Here is a 24,240-nt window from a genome sequence, read left to right as displayed (position 1 = left end):
GTCACCATACGGACAACTTGCAACTTAAAGCCAATCTCAAATGTTCTTCTTTTTGCTTTCATCTCTTTTCCTCAATAAGTGAATTATCCCACCTATCTCGGTGTCCGTTATTATTAGACCACTACAAGGGTTTATGCGCCCAGAAGTTACGACGGATTCGGGGGGCTCCCATTTTTCCAATCTCATATGAATTATTTTGCCCAACCTCATTGATTCGAGCACGTTTGAAAACGCTACCAACTGGAACTGTCGCTGTTGAAGTATTTAGATAATGATCAATAAATCTACCTGCTAATGTAGCTGCGCGATCTGAAATTCGAAATCTGTTTTTATGGCGAAGCTCAGAACCTAATGCGTCTAGCAATTTTCGTGCATTTTCCGAATCATATGGCAAGAATTCTATTTTTGAATACACAGTCACCTCACAATTTATCTGTTTGAAAACACCCCTACCTTTAAACCACTAATTGCGTAGCCCCTAACAGCTTACGAAACTCATCTTCAAGGCTTATTCTGGCAGCTGGCACTTGCGTTTTAATAACTTCATAACCAGCATCCCAGTCTGCATACTTCCGTTCTTGGGACTCAGGGCTTAATTGAGATTCTTCGTACTTGACCCATATACCAAATTTTATGACTTGAGTTCTCGCATTGGAGATCAATTCCTCAAGTGATTTGCATATATCAGGGGGTAGGTAAATTCGGTTTTTATCGAAAAACCGATAGACTTCAGCAAGCTTGTTATTTGCTTCAATATGTTTTTCCTTCTTAGTTGGTTCGCCGACCCATTCCATGGGTGACAAAAAACTTTCTACAGCCCAAAGTGATTCAACCAGAAGCCCATAAAGTTCAGCGATAACTGCCGCACGCTTTTGGTGAAGCTGCAAGAATCGAACTTGATGCTCATTAGTTTTACGCTGCAATTCGCTCTCGAAAAGCTTTGTATCGCGAAGAATAAGTTTTTCTAGCAACGACTTGCCAATAATTCCCAGAACTGCAAGAAGTGCAGCGTTTCCACCAAACGCTAGTATTATCGTTTGCCATGCCTCCATATTGTTCTCCCCCAATTAATTTGATAGACGTAAATACGTAGCAATTTTTAAAGCCAAGGAAAATTACCAAAATCGCAACTACTTACCTTATTTGCCAGTGAATTCTTTTCACAAATAAGACATTATGCATGTTCAATCCTTCTTGCAAATTTTGCAAAATAAATCTGCGTACCAATGGTTAACTGGTGTTAATTACATACCTTAACAATCTACAACCATACACATTGCCAAAACACCCAAACCTGCGCTATCCTTGCGCTAGGTGCTGAACACACCTTACCCCATCAGCGGCCAACCACCCGCGCCCGTAAGTCGTGGTTTTTTTACGTCCATAGGTTTCCTATGGTCGGGTAGCGCGTAACTAGTGCGTAACGATACAAGACCACTCCCATAGGCAGACGAATGTAATCATCTGGCTGTTTCCTCATTTCACATCGCGTGCGGCATTTGCGGCACCTGCGGTGGTTCCCTAGTAGGGTTTTCACAGGATCAGATGCCATGGTGAGCTGCTATATGTGTGATGAGGTTGCGGTCAGTGTAGAACACGTACCGCCACGCTGCCTGTTCCCGAAACAGAAGGATCTGCCAATCGGCGTCGACTTGCGCCGGGAACTGCTGACGGTTCCAGCCTGCGCCCAGCACAACATGGAGAAGGCAAGCGATGACGAATACTTTCTCGGCGTGATCGTCGGCTCTGACAGCGTCAATTCAGCCCGCGTAGGTGCGAATAGCCCCACGTTTTCGTACGCATGATTTAGTGATGGTTATTGATACTTTCAGTCTCGACGTGCGTGCGATTACGTTTCACTAATCGCACCTACACGGGCTGATCGCACGATACTAAACAGCTAAGACGTATCACTTGGATGGAGCACAAAATCGAAAAAGTGAAACATTTGCCATCGCAAATGGGTCACATTTGCTTTCCACTGCATCGGCAGAACAGCCAATTTGCACGCAAGACGATGTGCAGAAACTGGTCACTTAATTATCATAGGAAAATCCAGTCAGAAGGCTCGTGGGAGTTGTGTAGAACGGGGAGAAAAAGTCTGGGTAAGCTCGTGGATCTAGGATTGGAGCTGCATCGAAGAGCTTCCATTCCTTATCTCCCATGTACTTTCCAATTTCCTTTTTCAGTTGGATTGGCAAACCATTACTGAGAATGCCCGCCAAGACGACATCGATTAGGAAACCTATCCATGCTGTAACCCCGAAGATTTCAAGAGCCGTGCCAACACCTATGACAACAGCAACATAGCTGCCCATGTCCGACTTCTTCAACGTACTCTTCAATTTTACTACGCCGGTTGAGTCTACGGCGGGATAGAACCCCAACTGAATATGAGCCTTACTCCCATTAGCAGGGCTGAAAATTGCCCAGCCAATTGGTAATCTCAATCCCTTAAAGAGTTCCATGTCGCAATAGGCGCTTAAGCTACTTGCAAAAGTCATTGAGCGACAGTCCATAAGAGCTGCCGATCGCCGCGAATGGAGTTTTTTGTCAGAGGTTAGTGGCTACGCCGATACATGCTACCTGATTTAGATTGCTCAAAACGCCGATATTACGTTTTGCTAAATTTCGTAAAACTCAAATTTAATTGCAAATATGGAAATCAAAGAGCGCTTTTGAGGAACCCAAGAAGTTCGGGCGCTTTTCCACTTTTTGAATTGAACCGGGTATGTTTTTAAAATTTGGACCGGATACCTTTTTGAAACTTGTGAGGGGCCGACATCCAAATTTTTGGACCGGATAGCTTTTAGAATTTTGGACCGGATAGGTATTTGGAAAATGCATCATTTGTCTATGAAAAATACCACCGATGGTAAGGGCAGAAAACCGGTAGGTCGTGGCGAAACCCTAGAGAAAAATGCAGACATTAACCCCTGAAAATGAAGCGCACCAGGCAAGCGCTACCAGGCCAGGAAAGAGGCATCCACAACGGCAGGCGATAGCAGACCAGCGACACTGTTTTTGCCAAGTCATACCGGCATAACCCCAGAAAAATAAACCGCCTGGATGCACGCATTAAATCGCCCTATTCCTACTTGCATTTAAACTTTGCTAAACGACCGATGATGCATAAATCCGCGCGCTTTCCTTTCTGGATCGTGTAAAAAGCACGGGGCCAGAAAGTAAAAAACGCTAGGGCGTAATGCTGAATTCAATCAACATCACGCCCTAGCGTTTTTCGATTTTTGGTAGGCTATCGGTAAAGCCTTGGTTTTAAACTAAATCTTTTCTTTTTGGGCTTCTTCAGCTTTTTTTATTTCTTCAGCTTTCCTAGATATGTGGCTCAATCCAATTTCGAGACTGAACAAAAAAATGGCCGTGAAGTAACCATACTGGTAGATATCCATTGAAGATGAAAGCGCCTTCTTAACATCATCCAATCTTTTAGGATCTAAGAAAGGGGCAAGAGCATCGTGTGCGCTTAAAACCCCTACAAAAACGCCAATTGAAACAAGGAAAATTACGATGTACAAAAACTTAAGGATAGGCTGCATTATCATCCCAAAAGATTTAGGATGTAGATAAGCAGCGCTACCCAATCCGGCAACGACAGCAACAACTGAAGAAAGCAAAAACTTCCAGTCCATAAACAGCCCCCCCCCGAAAAGGAATTGTTTATTTTATACCACAAGCCAGCAAGAACTCAGCCTTTTTTATGCTGGCGTCATCAGAAAACTTATTAGCAACAGCTAACAGCGCTTCGCGGTAACCGCTGGCGAATTCGGCATGTACAGCACCGGATTTATCCACTGCATGTATGTTGTCGAATTCCTGGCTTACGATCCGCGCAAGCAAGGTGTAATCAGTTTTCCTCATGACGCATGGCCACCATCGGCATTGTGGCTTTGGCCTACTTCGCTGGCGATTGGCATGGTGCACATGTTGAACGGAAAAGCATCAATGCCGAATTGGCACATGCCAGGGCAGAAGCCGTGGACCAGGCACGTACAAAGGAACGTGAATTGCAACGTGCGATCAGCAAATTGCAACTTGATAACGACGAGGTAACAAAAAATGCAAAAATACAAACAGATTCTTTGCGTGCTGATGTGCGCCGTGGTGCTGTCAGGCTGTCAATCGCAACCAGTGGTCATCGCCCCACCTGTGGCGATACCGGCGTTGCCAGCGGAACTGGCGACCAAGAACGAGCCGACATACTGCCAGAGGTTGCTGACGCTCTTGTCGGCATCGCCACAGACGCTGATAGCGAGGTGCGGAGGACAAATCTCTGCATCGACAGCTACAACGCCCTGAGTGCGATTCTTAGCATAAAAGGCAAGTAGCCCTGCGATGTGCTAACATCCCTTCGGGGGATAAGGCGGGGGAACTCGGGGGATTTGCTAAATTTACTTAGTACAATTTAACCCGATTTGCTACTCGCATGTAACGTATCACGAAGTAGCTAACCTACTGATTTCATTGCCTTTAATCGCATTTAATAGCGATTATTTATATAGTGGTTGGTGCCCGAGGCCGGAATCGAACCGGCACGCCCGCTATTAACGAAGCGGCGGATTTTAAGTCCGATGTGTCTACCTATTTCACCACTCGGGCCCACTACTACAACTATACATTAGCGAATGGCTAATGTCAGTTCTGAAAAAAAAGCGCTCTAAAGCGCTTTTTTGTATTTGGAGGCGGGGGTCGGGATCGAACCGGCGTCTACGGCTTTGCAGGCCGCTGCATAACCACTTTGCTACCCCGCCAGGGGTGCTACCTCAGCATCTGGGTGATTTTCATCACGCTTCATTATCGCTGAAATGCGGTGCAACTTGAATAAAAAAGGGAAGCCATGCTTCCCTTCAGAATCTGGAGCGGGAGAAGAGTCTCGAACTCTCGACCTCAACCTTGGCAAGGTTGCGCTCTACCAACTGAGCTACTCCCGCATTGTATTGCTGATACGTCAGGTACTACGCCATTTTGGAGCGGGAGAAGAGTCTCGAACTCTCGACCTCAACCTTGGCAAGGTTGCGCTCTACCAACTGAGCTACTCCCGCATTTTTACTACTGTGCTGCCGTTTTATTTCCGTACTACTTTTCGCTGCCGTCCAAAAAGTTTTTGGAGCGGGAGAAGAGTCTCGAACTCTCGACCTCAACCTTGGCAAGGTTGCGCTCTACCAACTGAGCTACTCCCGCGTTGCGAAGACCAGAATTATATACGAACCGCCATTTCTGTCAACTGCTCATTCCACGCTTATTCCATTTTGTCGGTGGTTTCCTTGATCAGTGGCCAGGCTTTACGCAAATAATAGAACATGGACCACACTGTCAGCACGGCGGCCACCAGCAATAACCAGGAGCCAAGTATCTTGGTGTCCAACACGCCAAACAGCATGTCATAGTACAGCAGCATGGGGATGGCGGCCATTTGTGCAGTGGTCTTGATCTTGCCTAAAGAGCTGACTGCCACGGATTTGGAGGCGCCGATCAGGGCCATCCATTCGCGCAAGGCAGAGATGGTGATTTCGCGACCGATGATGACGAAGGCGATAACGGCGTTGACGCGGTCGAGCTGCACCAGCACCAGCAAGGCCCCGGCCACCATCAGTTTGTCGGCCACAGGGTCTAAAAAGGCCCCGAATGAGGATGTTTGATTCCAGCGGCGTGCCAGGAAGCCATCAAACCAGTCGGTGACGGCAGCCACGATAAAAATCGTGGTGGATGCCAGGCCTTTTTCAAAGGGGCTCAACCAGACGTCCGGCAGATAAAAAACACCGACCACCAGCGGTATCAGCGCCACGCGCAGCCAGGTCAGCAGGATAGGAAAATTGAAAGGCATGTTTTTTGGTTCTTATTCAGAATGTGCTACAGGAACAGTGGCTACAATGTTAGTGGACTGTAACAGTGAAAAGCGAAGTGCCTGCCATGCGCGCGCCGACCATGGCAGCGTTGCAAATACTCGCGATAGCCCCGCTATCGCTGCGTGCTGTTGCAAACCCAGCCTTGCCCTGGTTCGCCTGGCACATGTCCTTCACTTCGCTTTTCACTGTTACAGTCCACTAGCGCCTGCCGCAATTATATTTCTCTATCGCAGCCGCTTGTAAATTTCTTCTGCCAATTGGCGAGAAATGCCTTCGACGCTGGCCAAATCGGCGACGCTGGCATCGCTGACGCCTTTTAAGCCACCAAAACGCACCAGCAGGCGCTGGCGGCGTTTTGGGCCTATGCCTTCGATCTCTTCCAGTTGCGAGGTCTGCCTGGCCTTGTCGCGCTTGGCACGCATGCCGGTGATGGCAAAGCGGTGGGCTTCGTCGCGGATCTGGGCAATCAGCATAAGGGCGGCTGATTCCTTGCCCAGTTCTTTTTCTTCACGGCCATCGACAAAGACCAGGGTTTCCAGGCCGACCTTGCGGCCCTCGCCTTTTGCCACGCCAACGATGAGGCCGATATCCAGCCCCAGTTCAACAAAAACCTGCCTTGCCATTTCGACCTGGCCTTTGCCGCCGTCTATCAGCACGATATCGGGCATGCGGCGTTCATTGGCTTCATCACCGCTGGCGACTTTTTCATAGCGGCGGAACAAGACCTGGCGCATGGCGGCATAATCATCGCCGGGGGTAATGTCTTTGATGTTGAAACGGCGGTATTCACCATTTTGCATGGCATGGTGGTGAAACACAACGCAGGATGCCTGGGTGGCTTCGCCCTGGGTGTGGCTGATGTCAAAACATTCGACGCGCAGTTCTTCGAGGTTTTCCACCTCCAGTTCCAGCACGGTGCTGAGGGCGCGGGTGCGTGCCTGTTGCGAACCCTGCTCTGATAGCATGCGGGCCAGTGCCAGCCTGGCCCCTTTGACGGCCATGTCCAGCCAGGCGCGACGTTGCTCTTGCGGCTGGAAGGATAAATGAATGCGGTGACCGCATTGCTCGGCCAGCGCCAGCATCAGGTCAGGTGCATCCAGTTCCACATTCATCACCAGGGTGGATGGGATGAATTGATCGACATAGTGTTGTGCCAGAAAGGCAGAGATGACTTCAATCTCGATTTCATTTTCTGCGACGCTGACAGCATCATCCACATGGGTGGGAAAATAAGCACGATCACCCAGGTGTCGCCCGCCCCTGACCATTGCCAGGTTGACGCAGGCGCGACCGCCCTCCACCACCACGGCCAGGATGTCGATATCGACATCGCCTGCGGTTTCCATGCTTTGTTGATGCAGGACTTTGGACAGGGCCTGCATTTGATTGCGCACCATGGCGGCCTGTTCGAATTTCAGTTCCATGGAAAAATCGAGCATTTTCTTTTCCAGGGTCTGCATGACTTCGAGCTGGCGACCACGCAAAAAGTCGGCGGCATGGTTGACGTCTTGCTGGTAGTCTTCTGGCGCAATGATATTGACGCAAGGTGCGCTGCAACGGTTGATCTGGTGCAGCAGGCATGGGCGGGTGCGGTTGGAAAACACGCTGTCTTCACAACTGCGCAGCAAGAAGACTTTCTGCAAGATCTGCATCGATTCCTTGACTGCCCAGACTGAAGGAAAAGGCCCAAAGTATTGGTGTTTCTTATCAATCGCGCCACGGTAATACATCATGCGTGGTGTTTTTTCTGAGGTGATTTTCAGGTAGGGGTAAGACTTGTCATCACGGAATACGATGTTATAGCGTGGCTTTAATGCCTTGATAAGGTTGTTTTCAAGGATCAGGGCTTCGGCTTCGCTGCGGGTGACGGTGGTTTCCAGCTTGGCGATTTTCTCTACCATCATCGCGATGCGCGGGCTGGAGAGGTTTTTCAGGAAATAACTGGACACGCGTTTTTTCAAATCACGTGCCTTGCCCACGTACAGCACCTGGTCATTGCTATCAAAATAGCGGTACACACCCGGCAGGTTGGGTAACTTGGCAACCAGATCGAGCACTTGCTGGCGTGCTTCTGAAATGTGGGGTTCGGTCATGATGCAATCAATCTGCAGCGCTTGTGGAAGTCGCTACTTTAGCAGGGATTGTTCAATGACCACAAAGGCGATGGCATAATCGGTTTCGTCACTGACCGAGATACGCGCATTAAGACCACGTTCTTGCATCCAGTGCAGCATGTCGCCATAGCTCTGTATGACGGGCTGACCCTGCTCATTATTCATTGTCTGCACAGCATGCCAGTTCATGGGGGCACGCATGCCCATGCCTACGGCTTTGGAAAACGCTTCCTTTGCTGCAAAGCGGGTAGCCAGATAACGCAGGCCACGGGCTTCAACCAGGGCCTTGCGTTCACGATAAATAATTAATTCTTCTGGCCCCAGGATTTTTTCGGCGAAGCGTTCACCGTTACGCACCAAGGCATCTTGCATGCGCGAGATTTGTACGATGTCGGTGCCTATGCCGTAAATCATGTCAGGCTACTTTGTGTAATGTGGCCAGTCGTGCTTTCACCATCAGGGCCTTCATGTCGCTGACGGCTTTTTGCCAACCGACAAACAGGGCCTGGGCAACGATGGCATGACCGATATTTAATTCTGAAATTTCTGGAATGGCAGCAATGGCGGCGGTGTTGGCCATATGCAGGCCATGACCGGCATTCACTTTCAAACCATGGCGTATACCGGCAATGGCTGCCTGCTGTATGCGTGCCAGTTCTTGCGCCTGCAATGCAGCATCAGCGGCTTCGGCATAGCGGCCAGTGTGGATTTCAATCACGCTGGCACCTGACTCTGCACTGGCTTGTATTTGCTGTTCATCTGCATCGATGAAGAGCGATACACGTATGCCTGCGGCTTGCAATTGCCTGACTGCTGCCTGCACTTTGGCAAAGTCACGGGCAACGTCGAGGCCACCTTCGGTGGTGACTTCTGCGCGGCGTTCTGGTACCAGGCAGACATCTTGCGGCTGTATGCGGCAGGCGAAATCCAGCATCTCGTTATTAACGGCGGTTTCCAGGTTCATGCGCGTCAGCAGGCGTGGGCGCAGTTGTTCCACATCTGCATCGCGGATATGCCGGCGATCTTCACGCAGATGCAGGGTGATGCAATCTGCCCCTGCCTCTTCTGCCAGCAAGGCTGCCTGCAAGGGGTCGGGATAGCTTGTGCCGCGTGCATTGCGCAGGGTGGCGACGTGGTCGATATTCACGCCCAGTTCTATCAACTGGCTTTGTTGGTGGATATTCATAGGTTCTGCAAATCGATCAGTATTTGCCGGGTATTCAGCGCTGCGCCATGCAGGTGATGGGCAAGCAAAAAACGCATCAGCAGCTTGCTTTGCAATTGCGTGCTTTGTTCAGTATAGTCGCCGCGCTGCATGGCCAGTAAAGTCTTGCCGCTGACCCTGGGTACGGTGTCGGCTGGCATGGCGGGCCTGGGGCCACGTTCGGGGTCAAGCACATAGAACTGTTCTGTCTGCACGCGTTCACGTTGTTGCGTGCAACGTGTCAGGTCACCCAGCAAGCCGGATTCGCGCAGCAATGCCAGCTCAAAGCGACGCAGGACGATGGTGGCCGGTTCATCATGGGCCAACTGATTCAGGGTGGAGACATACAGGTCAAACAAATCCGGATGCGCTTCATCGCGCATCAGAAATTTGACCAATAATTCATTCAGGTAAAAGCCACACAGCAAGGCAGATTTTTCTAGCGGCAGCATGCCGCCTACCCAGTCTGCGGTGGTCAGGGTGCGGATTTCGCCTTTGCCTGTCCAGCCCAGTTGCAGTGGCTGGAAAGTCTGCAAGACGCTGCGCAATTGCGAATGCGGGCGCTTTGCCCCCTTGGCAACCAGGGCGATGCGGCCATGGTCACGCGTCAATACATCGATGATGAGGCTGGTTTCTTTGTACGGCCAGGAATGCAGGACAAAGCCTGGCTGTTCCTGTATGCGCAAGTCTTTGGCGGGGGATTTGCTGGCAGCACGCCGGGTGGCTGGGGTTGCCGAGTTTGCCGGTGTTACTTTAGGTGCACGTGAGCGTGCGGCAGTTTTTTTTGCAGCAGGCGGCGCTGGCTGTACAGCCGCTGCCTTGTCTGCAACGGCGCTGTCTTCCGGCACGGCGACTGCCTGCTCATCCATGGGTGGATTTACTCGTAACCGTAAGCACGCAAACCGGCTTCATTGTCTGCCCAGCCAGATTTGACCTTGATCCAGATTTCCAGATACACGGGACCACCAAACAGTTTTTCCATGTCCTGACGTGACTGGGTGGAGATGTCTTTCAGGCGCGCGCCCTTGTTGCCGATAACCATGGATTTATGGCCATCCCTGTCCACCAGGATGGCGACGAACACACGACGCAGATTGCCTTCTTGTTCAAACTTTTCTATCAGCACGGTGCTGGTATAAGGCAGTTCATCGCCAACAAAACGGAACAGCTTTTCGCGCACGATTTCTGCTGCCAGGAATTTTTCGCTGCGGTCGGTGATGTCGTCTTCGCCGAACATCGGTGGGTTCAGCGGCAGGTATTTGCGGATTTCGCTTTCCAGGTTTTCCAGCTGGAAGCGCAAGGTGGCAGACACCGGCACAATCGCAGAAAAATTATGCAGGGCCGCCACTTTTTGGGCAAACGGCATCATCACGGCCTTGTCTTTGACGCGGTCGGATTTATTGATGACGAGGATGCAAGGCACGTCTTTCGGCAGCAAATTAATCACTTGCTGGTCGGCCGGGCCAAAGGTGCCCGCTTCAATGATGTACAAAATTACGTCTGCGGCTGTCAGTGTGGTGGTGACGGTGCGGTTCAGCGTGCGGTTCAGTGCATTCGAATGACGGGTCTGGAAGCCCGGCGTATCGATATACACGAACTGGGTATTGTCTTTGGTCTGTATGCCGGTAATGCGATGGCGCGTCGTTTGTGCCTTGCGCGAGGTAATGCTGACCTTGGCGCCGATCAGGGCGTTCATCAGGGTCGATTTACCGACGTTAGGTCGCCCGACGATGGCGATATAACCACAGCGGAAATCAGGATTGTCTATTAATTCAGTCATGCGGTCGTCAGGCAGTCGTCAGGCAGTTTTAGGATGTGGGTCAAGATCAAGGGTCGTCAGGGCTTCATTCACAGCCTGGCCAGCGGCCTTGTCTGCTACTTTATCTGCAGCCTTTTCAGTCGCTTTGTCAGTCGCTTTATCGGCAAGCTTGTCAGCGGCTTTTTCAGCTTTCTCTATCTTGACTAGTTCTGCTTTTGGCGTGTCAGCTCTGGTGGCTTCTGCTTCAAGCAGGTTTTTTTGTTTTGCGCTCTGTGGCTTGGCTTCTGGCACTGCTTCTGTCTGCACGGTCGCAATGCCAGCCAGTTTTAATTGTGATGCACGTGGCTTGGTTTTCTTGCTTGCGGGCGAACGCACCAACATGGCCAGCGCTGTTTCCAGCGCCAGTTTAGCGGCGGCCTGCTCACCGGCACGACGGCTGCCGCCAGTGCCAAATACCTGTATTTCCAGCTTGGGCACCAGGCATTCAATTTCAAATTCCTGATTATGCGCAGCACCATGCGTGGCCACCACATTGTATTGTGGCAAGGCGATTTTTTTACTTTGCAAGAATTCCTGCAACAGGGTCTTGGCGTCCTTGCCCAGGGTGGTCGGGTCTACCGTTGCCAGTACCGGTGCATACAGGGCGCGTATGACTTCACGCGCTGCATCAAAACCGGCATCCAGAAAGATGGCACCGAACAGCGCTTCCAGGGTATCGGCAAGAATTGACGGACGACGGAAACCGCCGGACTTCAACTCGCCTTCACCCAGACGCAAAAACTGCGACAGTTCTATTCTTTGTGCAATTTCGTACAGCGATTGCTGCTTGACCAGATTGGCACGCACCCTGGACAAGTCGCCTTCGTCGATATTTGCAAAACTATCAAACAACAAGGAAGCTACTACACAATTCAGGACAGAATCACCCAGAAATTCCAGGCGTTCATTATGCAAAACACTGTGACTACGATGTGTCAGAGCCTGCTGCAATAAAGCGGGGTTGCTAAACTGGTGCCCCAGCCTTTTCTGCAATAGTTGTTGATTCATACGAGCTTACTTATTTTCTGCCTTTACTGGCTTTGTGGCAACAATCCCACTTTTCGCGGTCGTGCCCGAGTATTCCATCAATAAATTGGCGGGGCCAAACAAATGGATTTTTACGTCGTACGAAAAGCTGACTTCTATTTCCTCACCATTTTTGACGATGACCAGGTCCTTGCCTGCTACCGCATCGAAATAACCCACTTCGGCCTGTTTATCAAAAGAGACCTGCACTTCCCTGATGGTGCTGCCTGCATTTTTTGCGGTGACGATGGCTTTGCGGATTGAATTGTATTCAATCGCGGTCGGTGCCACTTTCATAGCCAGCATGGCAAGCAGAATAAGCACGCCCAGGGAAAGGATCAAACCGATCAGAGAGATGCCTTTTTGCCTGTGCAGAGTGGAATAAGGTGTGTATGACATAGATTTCAGTTCCTGATTAAGATTGAAGCTTGAGAACATACTGAAGAAGTATCGCGAGCGACCTTATTGTGTACCAGGAAGCCAGACCTGCGTAGCAGGCTCGCTTTTGGAATCCACATTGGGTCGCCAACGAACTACCGCAGCGATTCTTTAGAACCTGCTTACGATCTTACTGCGCGAGCGTGATCGGGGCTCATGTGCTGCTCAAAATGCTCATGTACCAGAGTACACTCCGCTTTTTGCGCTGCTCTTCACCCCGCTGACGCTCGCTCGCTACAGATCGTAAACAGGTTCTTAGTGAAAACTACCAATACGCTTGATATTGCCTAAATTCATCCAGATGAAAAACGCTTTACCAACAATATTCTTGTCGGGTACAAAACCCCAGTAACGGCTGTCCTGACTGTTATCCCTGTTGTCGCCCATCATGAAATACTGCCCTTCTGGTACGGTACAGGCAAAGCCATCGTTACCATAGGTGCACAACTCATGCCCCGGGAAATCATGCGGGCCATTCACAAATGTCGGCGCCTGCTCATCATTGAGGATATTGTGAGAAACACCCGTCAGATTTTCATTGTACTGCTTGAAATAACTCAAGCGCTCTTCATCCAGAAAATCTGGTCGGTTTTCATACGAAAGCTCATTACCATTGATCGATAAGCGTTTGTTTTTATACACAATTTTATCACCAGGCACGCCAACCACACGTTTAATATAGTCCACAGTAGGGTCAACAGGGTATTTAAATACCATGACATCCCCTCTTTTTGGGTCATTTATCTCAATGACTTTTTTATTGATTATGGGCAAACGTACGCCAAAGGTAAATTTATTTACCAGTATCAAATCACCAACAAACAAGGTAGGCAACATGGAGCTGGAGGGTATCTTGAACGGCTCAAACAGGAAGGAGCGCAAGAAAAACACCAGTGCAATGACAGGAAAAAAGCTGCCCGAATACTCGATCCAGATTGGCTGACGCAGTAATTTGGCTTGCAGTTCCTGGCGGCCATTTTCGTCAACGCGAATACCATCAGCAGTCAGGCGGGCAGTGCGCGCATCCAGTTCAGCCAGGGCTTTATCTGCCACCTGCTGACGTTGCTTGGAAAAAACAAACATGTCCAGAAACCAGATAATGCCGGTAACTATTGTCAAAACAAACAGAATCAGGGCGAAATTGCCCAAAATTGATTGCAAACTCATTTTTCATCCACTTGTAAAATCGCCAAAAATGCTTCTTGCGGAATTTCTACCGAGCCAACTTGTTTCATGCGTTTCTTACCTGCTTTTTGTTTTTCCAGCAGTTTACGCTTACGGCTGATATCGCCACCATAACATTTCGCCAACACGTTTTTGCGTAAGGCTTTGACGTTTTCGCGGGAAATGATGTTGGAGCCGATAGCGGCCTGGATAGCCACGTCAAACATCTGGCGCGGGATCAGTTCACGCATTTTTGCGGCCACGGCACGGCCACGGAAATGGCTGTTTGCCCTGTGGACGATAATCGCCAGTGCATCTACCTTTTCGCTATTGATGAGCATGTCGACCTTGACGACATCAGCGGCACGGTTTTCCTTGAACTCATAATCCATGGACGCATAACCGCGTGAAGTGGATTTCAGGCGATCAAAGAAATCGAGGACGATTTCAGCCATCGGCATTTCATAGGTCAGCTTGACCTGGCGACCGTGATAATTCATATCCAGCTGCACACCGCGCTTTTGGGTACACAGGGTAATCACCGAACCCACATATTCTTGCGGCATGTAGAGGTTCACGGTAACGATAGGCTCGCGGATTTCTTCTATCTTCGATGGTTCAGGCATCTTGGATGGGTTATCCACCATCAGGATGGTGCCATCGGCCATCAGCACTTCATACACCACCGTTGGTGCAGTGGTGATGAGGTCCATGTCAAATTCACGCTCCAGGCGTTCCTGCACGATTTCCATGTGCAACAAACCCAGGAAGCCGCAGCGGAAGCCAAAGCCCAGCGCCTGCGAGACTTCAGGCTCATACATCAGGGCAGCGTCATTGAGCTTGAGCTTTTCCAGGGAATCACGCAAGGCGTCATACTGATTTGCTTCAACCGGGAACAGGCCGGCAAACACTTGCGGCTGCACTTCCTTGAAACCCGGCAGCGGTGAAGCAGCAGGTTTATTGGCAACCGTAATGGTGTCACCGACTTTGGCTGATTTCAATTCTTTGATGCCGGCGATGACAAAGCCCACCTGCCCTGCCGACAATTCGGTACGGCTCAGTGATTTCGGGGTAAAAACGCCCACGCTTTCCACCAGATGCTGGGCTTCGGTCGCCATGAACAATATCTTGTCCTTGGGGCGCAAAGTACCATTCATGACACGCACCAGCATGACCACGCCGACATAATTATCGAACCAGGAGTCGACAATCAGGGCCTGCAGCGGTGCGGTAGGATCACCTTTGGGCGCCGGTACTTTGGCGATCATGGATTCCAGCACTTCTTCGACACCCAGGCCAGTTTTAGCCGAGCAATGCACGGCATTTGAGGCATCGATACCAATGACTTCTTCAATTTCCTTGCAGGCGTTCTCCGGGTCCGCAGATGGCAGGTCAATCTTGTTCAGGACCGGCACGACTTCTACACCCAGCTCGATGGCGGTATAGCAATTGGCTACGGTTTGCGCTTCGACACCTTGCGATGCATCCACCACCAGCAAAGCGCCTTCGCAGGCCGACAGGGAACGACTGACTTCATAGCTGAAATCGACGTGTCCCGGGGTATCAATCAGGTTCAGGTTATACACCACGCCGTCTTTGGCTTTGTAATGCAATGCTGCTGTCTGGGCCTTGATCGTGATACCGCGTTCACGTTCAATATCCATGGAATCGAGTACTTGTGCCTCCATCTCGCGGTCGGAAAGACCGCCACAAATCTGGATGATACGATCTGCGAGTGTGGATTTGCCGTGATCAATATGGGCAATAATCGAAAAATTGCGGATGTTATTCATTGAAATTACAAAAGAAACAAAGGTGAGGCGAATACCGGCTACAAAAAAAGCGCTTCGTACTGGGCAAGAATCCCCAGGCGAGCGCCTTCAGTTTGGGTTTTGCAAAATGCCATTTTACCGGATTTCATCCCGGAAAGCCGAGAAATCGTCAAAGTGATGCAATTCTGAAACTATAAAAACGATAAGAAAGCCAGGGTTTCCACCAGCTCTCTTTGCGGTAACTGCCACTTGTCCTCATAATCGATTTTTGCCAGGTACAAGCCATCCGGCATAAACGTGGGGGCGGCAATTTCACGGTTCAGGCTGGTCAGCACCTGGCCCATCCATTCCGGCTCACGCTTGCCGGTGCCGACAAAGATGAGCGAACCGATAATATTCCTGACCATGTGGTGCAGGAAGGCACTGGCACGCAGCGTAAAGATGATCATTTCACCCTGGCGCTGTATCTGTATGCTGTACATGTTCTTCACCGGCGTTTTAGCCTGACAGCCGGATGCACGGAAAGATGTGAAGTCATGCTCGCCAATCAAATGTGCCGCAGCGGCACGCATGCGCTCAACATCCAGTGGGCGAAATACCCAGCCGGCACGATTCATCCACATGGGCGAACGTACTTTGCAGTTATGTAAAATATAATGATAGGTGCGTGCACGCGCACTGAAACGGGCATGGAAGTTGTCGTCAGATTCCGGGTCCATGGGCAATTCTTTCGCCCATTGCACCGCCACCGATGCCGGCAGGAAGGTGTTCACACCGTTCACCCAGGAATACTCTGCGCGATACAGGTCGGTGTCAAAATGCACGACCTGCTCTATCCCGTGCACGCCAGCATCCGTGCGGCCAGCGCAGGTAACACGGATATCAGCGGCACCAGTAAATAGCTGCAAGGCCTTCTCCAGCGTATCCTGCACGGTATTCCCGGATGGCTGCGTTTGCCAGCCATGCCAGGAGTTACCATCATACTGCACGCCCAAAACTAATCGTTTCACACCAATTCCATATCAAAAAACAAAACGGGCGCCAGCATTTGCCGCGCCCGCTGCGTTCAAGTCAAACCAGTTACGCCATTTCAGCGATCATCCCCTTGGCTTTTTCCACTTGCTCTGTGGTACCACCCTTCAAGACTTCATCCAGCAGCTCGCGGGCACCTTCCTTGTCACCGATCTCATGGTAAGCCACGGCCAGGTCCAGCTTGGTTGCCATTTCTGCATTATGCGCAGGGCTTTCTGCTTCCGCCGCTGTTGCGCTTGCTGCAGTTGCATCCGCAGGTGCCAGGTCAAGATCGATACCAGACAAATCAAATTCGAATGCAGCACCAGCATCCGCCGGAGGATGTGACAGATTCAGTGCAGGTGCAGCTTCTGCTTCATGCTCAACCGACAGTGCAGCCATCAGTTCTCTTTCCAGTTCAGCAGTAGCTGCATCAGCGCTGGCACTGGACGAGGTGGACAAAGGTGCAGCATCTGCCTTGTCGCTGGCAAAATCCATTCCCAGATCCAGATCAAATTTATCTGCTTCTGCCGCGGCTACCGCTGGAGCAGCATGTATTGCAGGCGGTGCAGCTAGCTCGGGCTCTTTCACGGCAAAATCAAAATCGATCGTGCCAAAATCCACGTCAGCTGCTACGGGTTCTTCAACTGGCTTGGCTTTTTCAGCCGCGACAGGGATTTTTGGTACGATAGGCTCGCCAGCATCCGAGATATCCAGGTCAAAATCAAGCGCGCTTTCATCCATTGCTGCAGGTTCAGCAGCTTCTGCCTTCTTCGCTGCAGCACCGGAATCACGTTGTGCCGTATCGATGATACTGATGGCTTCCAGCATGTCCTGGGACAGGGAATTGCCCAGCAAGGCTTCCGGATCAAGATCTTCCAGCGGCTGGGTACCAGAACCCAGGCCCGTACCAGCCGCGGTATCCGATTTGGCTTTGCCACCGGCATACAGAGGATTGCCTGGTTCCAGCACGATACCCATGGACGCTGCCTGTGACCAGTCATCCCCCTCACCGCTGGTCATGCCATACAACTCACTGGCCAGACGCTCGAAGGTTTTCGCATCCTTGCGTGCAAAATAGATTTCCAGCAGCTTGACCCTGACCGCGTGACGGTCTGGCTGGGTACGCAATGCTTCTTTCAGAATTTCTTCCGCCTGTGAATCACGACCATAGGCGATATAGACATCGGCTTCAGCAACCGGATCAACTTCATTCGCATCCAGCTGGCTGGCAGACGGCGCAAAATTGGAGTTGAACACACTGTTATTGGTATCCACACTTTGACCGCCAGTCGAGCCGAACATGGAGTTGGCCTTCATGCTGGAACCGGTCAGGATACTGTCTTCAAACTGTTGCAATTTTTTCTTGCGGCGGCTGGTATAGATACCATATCCACCCAGCAATGCGAGGATGGCAGCGCCGCCAGGCAACAGGAAGTCAGACAGGTTGTCGAAGAAGCCTGGTTCTGGCGGAGGTGGTGGCGGAGCAACTGGTTTGCGCTTGACCGGTGGTTTGGGTGTGGCAACCGATGCCGCAGTCGACGCAGTGGCTGGTGCCGGTGCCGGCACGCTGGCTGCAGGGGCTGCTGCACTGGCAACGACCGGTGCTGGAGCAGGTGCAGGGACGGGAGCGGGAGCAGGCGCTGGTGTTGCTACCGGTGCAGGTGCCGGGGCCGGGGTTGGTGCCGGTGCAGTGGCAGCAGATGCACTGGCCTTGGATTTTTGTTCCTTGGCATTCAGCTCAGCCTGTTTTGCGGCTAAATCCTTGTTTTTAACTTCCAACAATTTTTGCAGGTCGCCAACGTTCTTTTCCAGTTCCTTCATGCGGGCACTGGCTTCGGCTGCTGCTTTTTCTTTTGCCAGGCGATCTTCTTCAGACCCGCCTTTGCCCTTGGCGTTTTTTGTGGCATCCGCAGGACTGGCTTTTGACAGTTTCAGCTTATCGGGTGAATCGCTGGTGGCAGTAGGTACTTCCTTGACCTTGGCCGTGATGGCACCGCCAGCACTTTGTTTTCCGGTCGCTGGCGCTTTTTCTGCAGGCGCATTGGCGACCTGATCAGCCAAACGATTGCGATAGGCATTGAAATCTGCGGCGTGGGCTGTCACAACGGAGTGTGCTTCACTGCCAGTCGTGGAACGTACCGATTCAGCATCAGGAATTGTCAGAATCTGGCCAGACTTCAGACGATTCATGTTATTACTGTTGAAAGCCTGGGGATTGGCACGATACAAACTGACAAGCATCTGATCCAGCGATACGCCTTCAGGTTTGTAGCTGCCTGCGATCTTTCCCAGCGTGTCACCTTTTCTGACCTGGTAATCGCCAGCTGCTTTGGCTTCTTTATTGCCATCTGGTGCAGCGGCGGCCGCTGCTTTGGTAGCGGCCCTGCCGGCAGCTGCATTGGCAACTGCATTTAATTGACGGCCATTATTTTGAGCAGTATTTTTCCCTGTAGCATTTTGTGGCTGGTTAGCAACGGTTATAGGGTTGGAGACTTGCGCAGACTGGCTATTGCGCAGTTCTGCGGGGTCCAGCAGGAAGGTATATTCCCGCATTAATTTGCCGTTGGAGGAATTCATTTCCAGCAACATGTCGACAAATGGTTCATTCATCGCCTGTGCGGAACTGACCCGAATGACATATGCATGGCCACGTTGTTCAACCGCAAAACGCAGTGACAACAGGGCCGAATTAAAGTCTATATTTGCCTGCTTGAACGCATCTGGCGACGCCAGTCGGGGCACCAGAGAATCGATCTCTTCCTTGCTGGGAGAGGTCAATTCTATCTCTGCACGCAGAGGCTGACCCAGTGCTGACAACACGGTCAACTTACCCAGGCCGGTAGCATGTGCACTCGACAACATAAACAGGGATGACGCTACAGCAATACTTAACGCCTTGCGTCCCAGGGTGATCACAGACGATTTTTTTTGATTATGCATTTTGTCAGACATATTGGGAATTTTTGGCGAACAAAGTCCGCTGGGTGACGCTTTTCAATGCTTAGCGACGCGTCCTAATGTTTCACATTAACATTACAAACATTGCCACGCAAGCTTAACGCGATTTATCACAGTGGTAAACACATCAAGAAGCCCTAAATGTAAGGATATCGCATAAATGTTGTTGCTAAATGACAAGTGAAAAGATATTCGCCAAAATCCGAATGATTTATTTATTAAAAGTTAAAGCCAAAACCACAACTAAAACCGCAGCACACTATGCGTGCGAATTTTTCCAGGTTTTAAAAACGACAAGGGGACGCAACACGCCCCCCTCTATTTTACAACATCTTTCTCAGGCTACATCAAAACATCAGCCTTCGATCAAAATCCGCAGCATACGGCGCAGCGGTTCTGCAGCACCCCACAGCAATTGATCACCAACGGTAAAGGCACCCACATATTCAGGACCCATGGCCAGTTTGCGGATACGGCCAACCGGGATAGTCATGGTACCGGTCACGGCCACCGGTGTCAGGTCACGAATGCTGGCTTCACGGGTATTTGGCACGACTTTAACCCATTCATTGTCAGCAGCGATCATGGCTTCGATATCGGCTACCGGCACGTCTTTTTTCAGCTTGAATGTCAATGCCTGGCTGTGACAACGCATGGCACCAATACGCACGCAGAAACCATCGACGGGTACAGCTGCCGTGCCAAAGCCCGCGCCCTGGCCAAGTATCTTGTTGGTTTCGGCCATGCCTTTCCATTCTTCCTTCGACATGCCGTCACCCAGATCTTTGTCAATCCAGGGAATCAGCGAGCCACCCAGCGGCACACCAAAATTGGCGGTCTCATCAGCAGTCAGGGAACGCTGCTTGGCGATCACCTTACGGTCGATTTCCAGAATCGCACTTTTCGGATCATCCAGCAAAGCACGTACTTCTGCATTCAAAGTACCGTATTGTGTCAGCAATTCACGCATATGCTGGGCACCGCCACCAGATGCTGCCTGGTAAGTCTGGGTGCTCATCCATTCGACCAGACCAGCCTTGTACAGCGCACCGACGCCCATCAGCATGCAGCTGACCGTGCAGTTGCCGCCTATCCAGTCTTTTTGCCCATTGAGCAGCGCCTGCTTGATCACAGGCAGATTGACCGGGTCCAGCACTATGACGGCATTTTCATTCATGCGCAGGCTGGATGCTGCATCGATCCAGTGGCCTTTCCAGCCAGTTGCACGCAACTTTGGATAAATGTCATTGGTGTAGTCACCACCCTGGCAGGTAATAATAATTTCGCACTTCTTCAGCGCATCAATATTATTTGCGTCTTGCAAGGTTTTTTCATTCTTCGCCATTGCAGGGGCCGTGCCACCTGTATTCGAAGTAGAAAAAAATACGGGTTCAATATGATCAAAATCACCTTCTTCCTGCATGCGTTGCATCAGGACAGAACCCACCATACCGCGCCAACCTACCAGACCCACCAGTTTCATCATTTTTCCCTAAAATTTTGCAGGACGTCCCTGCCCCTCTAACCAACTAAGTTAACTCAATGCTTTTACAACTGCCTCACCCATCTCGGTCGTACCCACCTTGGTAGTCCCGGCCTCATAAATATCCGGCGTACGCAAACCCTGGGCCAACACTTTCTTGACGGCATTTTCTATACGATCTGCCTGTTCAGCCTTGTTCAGCGAATAACGCAGCATCATGGCCGCCGACAGGATGGTGGCCAAAGGATTGGCCACGCCCTTGCCGGCGATATCTGGTGCCGAACCATGGGATGGCTCGTACAAACCCTTATTATTCGCATCCAGCGACGCCGATGGCAACATGCCTATGGAACCCGTCAGCATGGATGCCTGATCGGACAAGATATCGCCGAACATATTGCCGGTGACGATGACATCGAATTTTTTCGGTGCACGCACCAATTGCATGGCCGCATTGTCGACATACATATGATCGAGCGCGACATCCGGGTATTCTTTATGCACATCAGTGACGATTTCTTTCCAGAACTGGAAAGTTTCCAACACGTTGGACTTGTCGACACTGGTCAGGCGCTTGCCGCGTTTTTGCGCAGCCTGGAAAGCCACATGGGCAATGCGACGGATTTCGGATTCGGCATAGCGCATGGTATCAAAGCCTTCACGCTCACCCTTGAACGGACCATCCGGGCATTCACGCACACCGCGTGGCTGACCAAAATAAATATCGCCTGTCAGTTCACGAATGATCAGGATGTCCAGACCAGAAACCACTTCCGGCTTCAGCGTGGAAGCACCTGCCAGCTCGGGATACATGATGGCCGGACGCAGATTGGCAAACAGCTTCAGGTTTTTACGCAAACCCAGGATAGCCTGCTCAGGACGCAAGGGACGGTCCAGGGTATCGTATTTCCAGTCACCCACTGCACCAAACAATACCGCATCCGCTTCCAGCGCCAGTTTCAGCGTGGCTTCTGGCAAAGGATGGCCAGAGGCTTCATAACCGGCACCGCCAACGGGGGCTGTTTCCATTTCAAAGGATTCGCCCAGCACATTCAATACCTTGACTGCCTGCTCAACAATTTCTGGACCTATGCCATCACCTGGCAAAATAGCAATTTTCATAGTGGATCAATAAGGGATCAATAAGGAATCAAAACAACAGACTAAAAAAGATGCGCTTAAATGGTGTTGGCCAGCCAGGGTTGGGCTGCAATATGGCGCTCTTCAAATGCACGTATCTTGTCTGACTGACGCAGGGTCAGGCCGATATCGTCAAGACCATTGATCAGGCAGTATTTGCGGAAGGCATCAATATCGAACGGGTAGCTGGCGCTGCCAGTCGTGGTGCGCACAACCTGCTGCTCCAGATCCACCAGCAACCTGTAACCGGGGAAGGCCTTGACTTCATTGAACAAGGTATCCACCTGGGCTTCGCTCAAGACGATGGGCACGACGCCATTTTTATAGCAGTTATTAAAGAAAATGTCGGCAAAACTGGGGGCGATAATGGCACGGAAGCCGTATTGCTCCAGCGCCCAGGGCGCATGCTCACGTGAAGAACCGCAACCGAAGTTTTTGCGCGTCAACAATATGGATGCCCCCTGATAACGCGGGTGATTCAGCACAAAATCCGGGTTCAATGGACGCTTGCTATTGTCCATGCCAGGCTCGCCATGATCGAGATAGCGCCATTCATCAAACAGATTTGGGCCAAAGCCGCTGCGTTTGATGGATTTCAAAAACTGCTTGGGGATGATGGCATCCGTATCTACATTGGCCCTGTCCATGGGCGCAACCAGACCATCAAGTAAAGTAAATTTTTCCATGTCGCTACTTATTTTTTGCCTGCATTTTCGACTGCTTCGCCAGCCTTTTTAACGTCTTTACCCAAACCCTGAACGGTATTGCAGCCTGCCAGGATGAAAGCGCAAATCGCCAGTGCAAATAATTTCTTCATGTCTTTCCTCCGCAATACATTAATTCAAGCTACGTATGTCAATAAAGTGTCCTGCGACACCTGCCGCTGCAGCCATGGCCGGCGATACCAGATGAGTACGTCCGCCCTGCCCCTGACGCCCTTCAAAATTACGATTCGAGGTAGAAGCACAACGCTCGCCCGGCTCCAGACGGTCGGCATTCATGGCCAGACACATGGAACAGCCCGGCTCGCGCCATTCAAATCCGGCAGCCTTGAAAATCTTGTCCAGGCCTTCACGCTCGGCCTGCTCTTTGACCAGACCAGAACCCGGCACCACCATCGCCAGCTTCACATTCGATGCACGGTATTTACCACGCACCACGGCAGCGGCGGCACGCAGATCTTCTATGCGCGAATTGGTGCAGGAACCGATAAATACCTTGTCGATACGGATGTCAGAAATCGCGGTATTTGGCTGCAACGCCATGTACACCAGGGCTTTTTCTATAGCATCGCGTTTGACGGCATCTTTTTCCTGCTCGGGATCAGGTACGCGGCCATCTATGGCTACTACCATTTCGGGCGACGTACCCCAGGTCACCTGTGGCTTGATATCGGCAGCATTCAGAGTCACCACCATATCGAATTTGGCACCGGTATCGGTGTGCAGGGTGCGCCAGTATTCAACGGCACGTTCCCAATGCGGGCCAACCGGTGAAAACGGGCGGCCTTTGACGTAATCAATAGTTGTCTGGTCTACCGCCACCATACCGGCGCGGGCACCAGCTTCAATCGCCATGTTGCAAACCGTCATGCGGCCTTCCATGGACAGGCTGCGAATGGTAGAACCGGCAAATTCAATGGCATAACCAGTACCGCCTGCGGTACCTATCTTGCCGATAATCGCCAGCACGATATCTTTGGCTGTCACGCCGGATGGCAATGCGCCATCTACCTGCACCAGCATGGCCTTGGATTTTTTAGCGATCAATGTCTGGGTTGCCAGCACATGTTCCACTTCCGACGTGCCTATGCCATGCGCCAGGCAGGCGAATGCACCATGCGTGGAGGTGTGTGAATCACCACACACCACGGTCATACCGGGCAAGGTCGCGCCTTGCTCAGGACCGATAACGTGGACGATGCCCTGACGTTTGTCAGCCATGCCGAAATAAGTCAGCCCGTATTCCTTGGCATTGCCATCCAGCGTTTCCACCTGCAGGCGCGAAATGGGATCATCAATACCATTGATGCGATTGGTGGTTGGTACATTGTGGTCGGCCACCACCAGGTTGGCGGACAGGCGCCAGGGTTTTCTGCCAGCCAGTTTCAGGCCGTCAAAAGCCTGGGGGCTGGTAACTTCATGCAAGAGATGCCGATCTATGTACAGAATGGCGGTACCATCCTCCTCGGAATGCACTACATGAGATTCCCACAATTTGTCGTAAAGCGTTTTAAGCATGATCTGAAGCCTGAAAATAGGTCAT

General features: G+C 51.1%; 23 protein-coding genes and 5 tRNA genes. 2 read left to right on the top strand and 26 right to left on the bottom strand.

Annotated elements, in window-relative coordinates; all coding sequences use genetic code 11:
* Window positions 1-455: 455 nt before the first annotated feature.
* Window positions 456-1,052 carry a hypothetical protein gene (locus tag ACO0LM_RS19845; protein WP_423039166.1) on the bottom strand — a complete coding sequence of 199 codons (597 nt, stop codon included), beginning with the start codon at window positions 1,050-1,052 and terminating at the stop codon, window positions 456-458.
* Between the two features lie 498 nt (window positions 1,053-1,550).
* On the opposite strand from ACO0LM_RS19845, the gene ACO0LM_RS19840 reads away from it, so the two are divergent.
* On the top strand, window positions 1,551-1,805 hold the full coding sequence (locus ACO0LM_RS19840) for a hypothetical protein (RefSeq protein ID WP_423039164.1): 255 nt from the start codon (window positions 1,551-1,553) through the stop codon (window positions 1,803-1,805).
* A 231-nt stretch (window positions 1,806-2,036) separates the two neighbouring features.
* Here the strand turns inward: ACO0LM_RS19840 and ACO0LM_RS19835 are convergent, their stop codons facing one another.
* The 3 genes from ACO0LM_RS19835 to ACO0LM_RS19825 all read right to left on the bottom strand — a co-directional run bounded on the left by ACO0LM_RS19835 (window position 2,037) and on the right by ACO0LM_RS19825 (window position 3,879).
* On the bottom strand, window positions 2,037-2,504 hold the full coding sequence (locus ACO0LM_RS19835; RefSeq protein ID WP_423039162.1) for a hypothetical protein: 468 nt from the start codon (window positions 2,502-2,504) through the stop codon (window positions 2,037-2,039).
* A 777-nt stretch (window positions 2,505-3,281) separates the two neighbouring features.
* Window positions 3,282-3,650, bottom strand: coding sequence for a hypothetical protein (locus ACO0LM_RS19830; RefSeq protein ID WP_423039160.1), 369 nt, complete (start codon window positions 3,648-3,650; stop codon window positions 3,282-3,284).
* A 28-nt stretch (window positions 3,651-3,678) separates the two neighbouring features.
* Window positions 3,679-3,879, bottom strand: coding sequence for a hypothetical protein (locus ACO0LM_RS19825; RefSeq protein ID WP_423039158.1), 201 nt, complete (start codon window positions 3,877-3,879; stop codon window positions 3,679-3,681).
* A 5-nt stretch (window positions 3,880-3,884) separates the two neighbouring features.
* On the opposite strand from ACO0LM_RS19825, the gene ACO0LM_RS19820 reads away from it, so the two are divergent.
* Window positions 3,885-4,346 (top strand): lysis system i-spanin subunit Rz, encoded by a 462-nt coding sequence (locus ACO0LM_RS19820; RefSeq protein ID WP_423039156.1) that lies wholly within the window; start codon window positions 3,885-3,887, stop codon window positions 4,344-4,346.
* A 178-nt stretch (window positions 4,347-4,524) separates the two neighbouring features.
* Here ACO0LM_RS19820 and ACO0LM_RS19815 read toward each other — a convergent pair.
* From ACO0LM_RS19815 to leuC, 22 genes are all read right to left on the bottom strand, one after another.
* Window positions 4,525-4,617: transfer RNA gene (locus tag ACO0LM_RS19815), tRNA-Leu, on the bottom strand.
* 78 nt (window positions 4,618-4,695) lie between these two features.
* Window positions 4,696-4,769: transfer RNA gene (locus ACO0LM_RS19810), tRNA-Cys, on the bottom strand.
* 104 nt (window positions 4,770-4,873) lie between these two features.
* Window positions 4,874-4,949: transfer RNA gene (locus tag ACO0LM_RS19805), tRNA-Gly, on the bottom strand.
* 35 nt (window positions 4,950-4,984) lie between these two features.
* Window positions 4,985-5,060: transfer RNA gene (locus ACO0LM_RS19800), tRNA-Gly, on the bottom strand.
* A gap of 63 nt (window positions 5,061-5,123) precedes the next feature.
* A tRNA-Gly gene (locus ACO0LM_RS19795) sits at window positions 5,124-5,199 on the bottom strand.
* Between the two features lie 58 nt (window positions 5,200-5,257).
* Complete coding sequence (gene pgsA, locus ACO0LM_RS19790) at window positions 5,258-5,842, bottom strand: CDP-diacylglycerol--glycerol-3-phosphate 3-phosphatidyltransferase (protein WP_422980654.1); 585 nt, start codon at window positions 5,840-5,842, stop codon at window positions 5,258-5,260.
* Window positions 5,843-6,088: 246 nt separating this feature from the next.
* Complete coding sequence (gene uvrC, locus ACO0LM_RS19785; protein WP_423039154.1) at window positions 6,089-7,957, bottom strand: excinuclease ABC subunit UvrC; 1,869 nt, start codon at window positions 7,955-7,957, stop codon at window positions 6,089-6,091.
* Between the two features lie 33 nt (window positions 7,958-7,990).
* Complete coding sequence (gene acpS, locus ACO0LM_RS19780; protein ID WP_423039152.1) at window positions 7,991-8,392, bottom strand: holo-ACP synthase; 402 nt, start codon at window positions 8,390-8,392, stop codon at window positions 7,991-7,993.
* Window position 8,393: 1 nt separating this feature from the next.
* Window positions 8,394-9,164: a pyridoxine 5'-phosphate synthase gene (gene pdxJ, locus ACO0LM_RS19775; RefSeq protein WP_423039150.1), complete on the bottom strand. Its 771-nt coding sequence runs from the start codon at window positions 9,162-9,164 to the stop codon at window positions 8,394-8,396.
* Window positions 9,161-10,051 carry a DNA repair protein RecO gene (gene recO / locus ACO0LM_RS19770; RefSeq protein WP_423039148.1) on the bottom strand — a complete coding sequence of 297 codons (891 nt, stop codon included), beginning with the start codon at window positions 10,049-10,051 and terminating at the stop codon, window positions 9,161-9,163. Before recO ends, pdxJ begins: the two co-directional genes overlap by 4 nt.
* An 8-nt stretch (window positions 10,052-10,059) precedes the next feature.
* On the bottom strand, window positions 10,060-10,962 hold the full coding sequence (era, locus tag ACO0LM_RS19765) for a GTPase Era (RefSeq protein ID WP_422980649.1): 903 nt from the start codon (window positions 10,960-10,962) through the stop codon (window positions 10,060-10,062).
* A gap of 18 nt (window positions 10,963-10,980) precedes the next feature.
* Complete coding sequence (gene rnc, locus ACO0LM_RS19760) at window positions 10,981-11,988, bottom strand: ribonuclease III (protein ID WP_423039146.1); 1,008 nt, start codon at window positions 11,986-11,988, stop codon at window positions 10,981-10,983.
* A 6-nt stretch (window positions 11,989-11,994) separates the two neighbouring features.
* Window positions 11,995-12,405 carry a DUF4845 domain-containing protein gene (locus tag ACO0LM_RS19755; protein ID WP_423039144.1) on the bottom strand — a complete coding sequence of 137 codons (411 nt, stop codon included), beginning with the start codon at window positions 12,403-12,405 and terminating at the stop codon, window positions 11,995-11,997.
* A 294-nt stretch (window positions 12,406-12,699) separates the two neighbouring features.
* Window positions 12,700-13,611 carry a signal peptidase I gene (gene lepB, locus ACO0LM_RS19750; protein ID WP_422980646.1) on the bottom strand — a complete coding sequence of 304 codons (912 nt, stop codon included), beginning with the start codon at window positions 13,609-13,611 and terminating at the stop codon, window positions 12,700-12,702.
* A complete protein-coding gene (gene lepA, locus ACO0LM_RS19745) occupies window positions 13,608-15,401 on the bottom strand; it encodes a translation elongation factor 4 (RefSeq protein WP_422980645.1) in 1,794 nt (597 codons plus the stop codon). Before lepA ends, lepB begins: the two co-directional genes overlap by 4 nt.
* A gap of 170 nt (window positions 15,402-15,571) precedes the next feature.
* A complete protein-coding gene (truA, locus tag ACO0LM_RS19740) occupies window positions 15,572-16,390 on the bottom strand; it encodes a tRNA pseudouridine(38-40) synthase TruA (RefSeq protein ID WP_423039142.1) in 819 nt (272 codons plus the stop codon).
* Between the two features lie 70 nt (window positions 16,391-16,460).
* A complete protein-coding gene (locus tag ACO0LM_RS19735) occupies window positions 16,461-19,334 on the bottom strand; it encodes a FimV/HubP family polar landmark protein (RefSeq protein ID WP_423039140.1) in 2,874 nt (957 codons plus the stop codon).
* Window positions 19,335-19,707: 373 nt separating this feature from the next.
* A complete protein-coding gene (gene asd / locus ACO0LM_RS19730; RefSeq protein WP_423039138.1) occupies window positions 19,708-20,838 on the bottom strand; it encodes an aspartate-semialdehyde dehydrogenase in 1,131 nt (376 codons plus the stop codon).
* A 48-nt stretch (window positions 20,839-20,886) separates the two neighbouring features.
* Window positions 20,887-21,957, bottom strand: a complete 1,071-nt coding sequence (gene leuB / locus ACO0LM_RS19725; protein ID WP_423039136.1) for a 3-isopropylmalate dehydrogenase — start codon at window positions 21,955-21,957, stop codon at window positions 20,887-20,889.
* Between the two features lie 56 nt (window positions 21,958-22,013).
* Entirely contained in the window at window positions 22,014-22,661 is a 648-nt protein-coding gene (gene leuD / locus ACO0LM_RS19720) for a 3-isopropylmalate dehydratase small subunit (RefSeq protein WP_423039134.1), read from the bottom strand.
* Window positions 22,662-22,669: 8 nt separating this feature from the next.
* Complete coding sequence (locus tag ACO0LM_RS19715) at window positions 22,670-22,792, bottom strand: entericidin A/B family lipoprotein (RefSeq protein ID WP_186945679.1); 123 nt, start codon at window positions 22,790-22,792, stop codon at window positions 22,670-22,672.
* A 19-nt stretch (window positions 22,793-22,811) separates the two neighbouring features.
* Complete coding sequence (gene leuC, locus ACO0LM_RS19710; RefSeq protein ID WP_423039132.1) at window positions 22,812-24,215, bottom strand: 3-isopropylmalate dehydratase large subunit; 1,404 nt, start codon at window positions 24,213-24,215, stop codon at window positions 22,812-22,814.
* Window positions 24,216-24,240 lie beyond the last annotated feature (25 nt).

The sequence above is a fragment of the Undibacterium sp. Di26W genome (assembly GCF_049340265.1).
In the GTDB taxonomy this organism is placed as follows: Bacteria; Pseudomonadota; Gammaproteobacteria; order Burkholderiales; family Burkholderiaceae_D; genus Undibacterium.
Note: the sequence above shows the minus strand (reverse complement) of the source record. Positions and strands in the feature narration are given on the sequence as shown.

Excerpts from the sequence above, each read along its gene's own strand:
- ACO0LM_RS19845 (WP_423039166.1), bottom strand. The coding sequence starts at position 1,052 with ATGGAGGCATGGCAAACGATAATACTAGCGTTTGGTGGAAACGCTGCA.
- ACO0LM_RS19840 (WP_423039164.1), top strand. The coding sequence starts at position 1,551 with ATGGTGAGCTGCTATATGTGTGATGAGGTTGCGGTCAGTGTAGAACAC.
- ACO0LM_RS19835 (WP_423039162.1), bottom strand. The coding sequence starts at position 2,504 with ATGACTTTTGCAAGTAGCTTAAGCGCCTATTGCGACATGGAACTCTTT.
- ACO0LM_RS19830 (WP_423039160.1), bottom strand. The coding sequence starts at position 3,650 with ATGGACTGGAAGTTTTTGCTTTCTTCAGTTGTTGCTGTCGTTGCCGGA.
- ACO0LM_RS19825 (WP_423039158.1), bottom strand. The coding sequence starts at position 3,879 with ATGAGGAAAACTGATTACACCTTGCTTGCGCGGATCGTAAGCCAGGAA.
- ACO0LM_RS19820 (WP_423039156.1), top strand. The coding sequence starts at position 3,885 with ATGGCCACCATCGGCATTGTGGCTTTGGCCTACTTCGCTGGCGATTGG.
- pgsA (WP_422980654.1), bottom strand. The coding sequence starts at position 5,842 with ATGCCTTTCAATTTTCCTATCCTGCTGACCTGGCTGCGCGTGGCGCTG.
- uvrC (WP_423039154.1), bottom strand. The coding sequence starts at position 7,957 with ATGACCGAACCCCACATTTCAGAAGCACGCCAGCAAGTGCTCGATCTG.
- acpS (WP_423039152.1), bottom strand. The coding sequence starts at position 8,392 with ATGATTTACGGCATAGGCACCGACATCGTACAAATCTCGCGCATGCAA.
- pdxJ (WP_423039150.1), bottom strand. The coding sequence starts at position 9,164 with ATGAATATCCACCAACAAAGCCAGTTGATAGAACTGGGCGTGAATATC.
- recO (WP_423039148.1), bottom strand. The coding sequence starts at position 10,051 with ATGGATGAGCAGGCAGTCGCCGTGCCGGAAGACAGCGCCGTTGCAGAC.
- era (WP_422980649.1), bottom strand. The coding sequence starts at position 10,962 with ATGACTGAATTAATAGACAATCCTGATTTCCGCTGTGGTTATATCGCC.
- rnc (WP_423039146.1), bottom strand. The coding sequence starts at position 11,988 with ATGAATCAACAACTATTGCAGAAAAGGCTGGGGCACCAGTTTAGCAAC.
- ACO0LM_RS19755 (WP_423039144.1), bottom strand. The coding sequence starts at position 12,405 with ATGTCATACACACCTTATTCCACTCTGCACAGGCAAAAAGGCATCTCT.
- lepB (WP_422980646.1), bottom strand. The coding sequence starts at position 13,611 with ATGAGTTTGCAATCAATTTTGGGCAATTTCGCCCTGATTCTGTTTGTT.
- lepA (WP_422980645.1), bottom strand. The coding sequence starts at position 15,401 with ATGAATAACATCCGCAATTTTTCGATTATTGCCCATATTGATCACGGC.
- ACO0LM_RS19735 (WP_423039140.1), bottom strand. The coding sequence starts at position 19,334 with ATGCATAATCAAAAAAAATCGTCTGTGATCACCCTGGGACGCAAGGCG.
- asd (WP_423039138.1), bottom strand. The coding sequence starts at position 20,838 with ATGATGAAACTGGTGGGTCTGGTAGGTTGGCGCGGTATGGTGGGTTCT.
- leuB (WP_423039136.1), bottom strand. The coding sequence starts at position 21,957 with ATGAAAATTGCTATTTTGCCAGGTGATGGCATAGGTCCAGAAATTGTT.
- leuD (WP_423039134.1), bottom strand. The coding sequence starts at position 22,661 with ATGGAAAAATTTACTTTACTTGATGGTCTGGTTGCGCCCATGGACAGG.
- ACO0LM_RS19715 (WP_186945679.1), bottom strand. The coding sequence starts at position 22,792 with ATGAAGAAATTATTTGCACTGGCGATTTGCGCTTTCATCCTGGCAGGC.
- leuC (WP_423039132.1), bottom strand. The coding sequence starts at position 24,215 with ATGCTTAAAACGCTTTACGACAAATTGTGGGAATCTCATGTAGTGCAT.